Here is a 2,548-nt window from a genome sequence, read left to right on the forward strand (position 1 = left end):
AATATCCATCAAGCACTTTCTGTAAGCTGTAAGACGCCCCTAAAAACTGATTTAATTTTTAGCGAAGCCTTGCCTCCAACTTATCGTTTTCCATAAGGATAACAAGCATTTTTCGCCAAAAAGATATCAAGACTTGCGTAAGATCACATTTGATTTTAATGCTCATTCCACCCAACCAAAACAAGATCTATATCACATTATCAATTCCCAAAAGTCGTAATCTGAAGTTAACCCATGAGGGATACAACAGAGGAAAACTTCTATGAAAATGAACATCACTGGTAAAAACATCGACATTACCTCTGCAATCCGTGATCACATAGAAAGCAAATTTAAAAAGCTGGATAAATGGCAAGTAGACATCATTGGTTGCCAAGCGAGCTTTAGTGAAGAACCAAACAAGAAGAAGAAATTTGAAGCGGTAATCACTGTACCAAAAGGACAACTTGTAGCTTCATCAATCCATGACGACCTCTACGTTGCTATCAACGAAGTAGAACAAAAACTAGAGCGTCAACTCAACAAGCTACGCCATAAACCAGAAGCGCGCCGCGCTGAAAAGCCTGAAATCGAAGAGCTAGAAGCTGAAGTAGAATAAGGAAAGATAACAGATTAAAAAATAGCGCCTCAGGGCGCTATTTTTTTGCTTGACGCTCGTAGCTCGCTTGCTTATTGTGTTTAAACATTCATAAAACAATCACTTTTTATGCAAACCCAATCTTTGTTTATTTTTGACTTCTTTTTTCTTCCGTAAATCGGAGGCCAAGTCGTTTTAGAAAAACAAGTCAAAAACGAACAAGAAGCCTCCCAAACTAGGGAGGCTTTTTTATAAGGACACATTTATGACTGACCGCTCAATTTCACTGGATGATATCCGCCTTCGTCTTAATGATTTAGATGACGAACTACTGAAACTACTTTCAGAACGTCGCAAGCTAAGCATCGAAGTTGCTAAAAGCAAGGTAGAGACATCAAAGCCAGTTCGTGATGCAGTAAGAGAACAACAACTGTTGGTTAAGCTGATTAACAACGGTAAAGACAAATACGAATTGGATGCTCAGTACATTACTAAGCTGTTTCACACCATCATTGAAGATTCAGTTCTACTGCAACAGTCATACTTACAAAACCTCGCAAATCCACAAAGCCGTAAGCCTTTGGCTCGCGTGGCATTCTTGGGTTCTAAAGGCTCTTACTCGCACCTTGCAAGCCGCGAGTATTTCAGCCGCAAGAATATGGAGTTGATTGAGCTAAACTGTAGCCATTTCAAAGAGGTTGCCTCAACAGTAGAATCGGGACATGCAGATTACGGCGTATTGCCGATTGAGAACACCAGCTCAGGTTCAATCAACGAAGTGTACGACCTGCTTCAACACACAACGCTTTATATCGTAGGTGAGCTATCTCAACCCATTGAGCACTGCCTAGTTGCTAAGAATGATATCCGTTTAGAAGACATCAAAACCCTCTATTCGCACCCACAACCTCATCAGCAATGCAGCGAGTTTTTGAGCCGTCTTAAAGATGTCACCCTTGAGTCTTGTGCCAGCACAGCTGACGCTATGAAAAAGGTGAAAGATCTGGACGGTGATGATGTCGCAGCGATTGGTAACGCATCGAGCGGCAAGCTTTACGGGCTTCAGCCAATCCAAGGTAACATTGCAAATCAAACAGAAAACCACACGCGTTTCATCGTGGTAGCACGCAAGCCAGTTGAAGTATCAACGCAAATCCCAGCGAAGACGACACTCATTATGTCGACTTCACAAGAAGCTGGTTCATTAGTAGAGACACTACTGATTCTGCAACGCTTAGGTATCAACATGACTAAGCTAGAGTCTCGTCCGATTATGGGTAACCCTTGGGAAGAGATGTTCTATGTAGACTTAGAAGCACACCTAGACTCAGATAATATGCAGCAAGCGATCACAGAATTGACGGCCATTACTCGCCACCTCAAAGTGCTAGGCTGTTACCCAAGCGAAAACATCAAAGCGACTCAGGTTAAGCTGTCGTAGCCGAGAACGAATAACGCTTTCAGCTAACATAAGTATTTGGCCTATGGTAGGCCAAATACTTAAATCACCATGACTACACATATCATTTAGAAACAACGCTCTCTTTGGCATTTCCTAGCCTCTAATCATTGATTTATCGTTCTACACCACCTCCCCTCTAAGTAGCCCTACGCTTTTCTAACAGAAAACTCATTAATAGCTTTTTTATCAATAAAGACAAAACCTTACCGCCTTCACAGGAAAGCACCGTACAACGTGTAATTAATAGCGAGCTCACTCCAAGTAACATAGACTTACGCGCTCAAATTTATAAACCATGTTGTGAGTAGCCATGAAGCTAAGTACGAAAATATTACTTCTGATTGCACCCGTAATACTGATCAGTACTGCGGCTTCCAGCTATATCATTTACTCGACTCAAAAAAACAGTTTCATCAAACGCGAAGATAATGCTCTGCAATTGAGTATGGAAAAGCTCGCCGGACACTTTCGTCAATCGCGATCTTTTTTGAACAGCTATTCTTATGCGC

The 2,548-nt window shown here is 41.6% G+C and carries 2 protein-coding genes, 1 pseudogene and 1 other annotated feature; all 3 genes and pseudogenes read left to right on the top strand.

Annotated features, from left to right (window positions below; genetic code table 11):
* The first annotated feature begins 262 nt into the window (after nt 1-262).
* Entirely contained in the window at nt 263-598 is a 336-nt protein-coding gene (gene raiA / locus BCT81_RS03410) for a ribosome-associated translation inhibitor RaiA (RefSeq protein ID WP_004739490.1), read from the top strand.
* 110 nt (nt 599-708) lie between these two features.
* Nucleotides 709-830 (top strand) — a sequence feature (Phe leader region).
* Nucleotides 831-842: 12 nt separating this feature from the next.
* Nucleotides 843-2,018 (top strand): prephenate dehydratase, encoded by a 1,176-nt coding sequence (pheA, locus tag BCT81_RS03415; protein WP_004739491.1) that lies wholly within the window; start codon nt 843-845, stop codon nt 2,016-2,018.
* A 331-nt stretch (nt 2,019-2,349) separates the two neighbouring features.
* Nucleotides 2,350-2,548, top strand: a pseudogene (locus BCT81_RS03420) (c-di-GMP phosphodiesterase A-related protein); the annotation flags it as partial.

Origin of the sequence: Vibrio sp. 10N.261.52.A1, assembly GCF_002876325.1 — a bacterium.
Taxonomy (GTDB): domain Bacteria; phylum Pseudomonadota; class Gammaproteobacteria; order Enterobacterales; family Vibrionaceae; genus Vibrio; species Vibrio chagasii.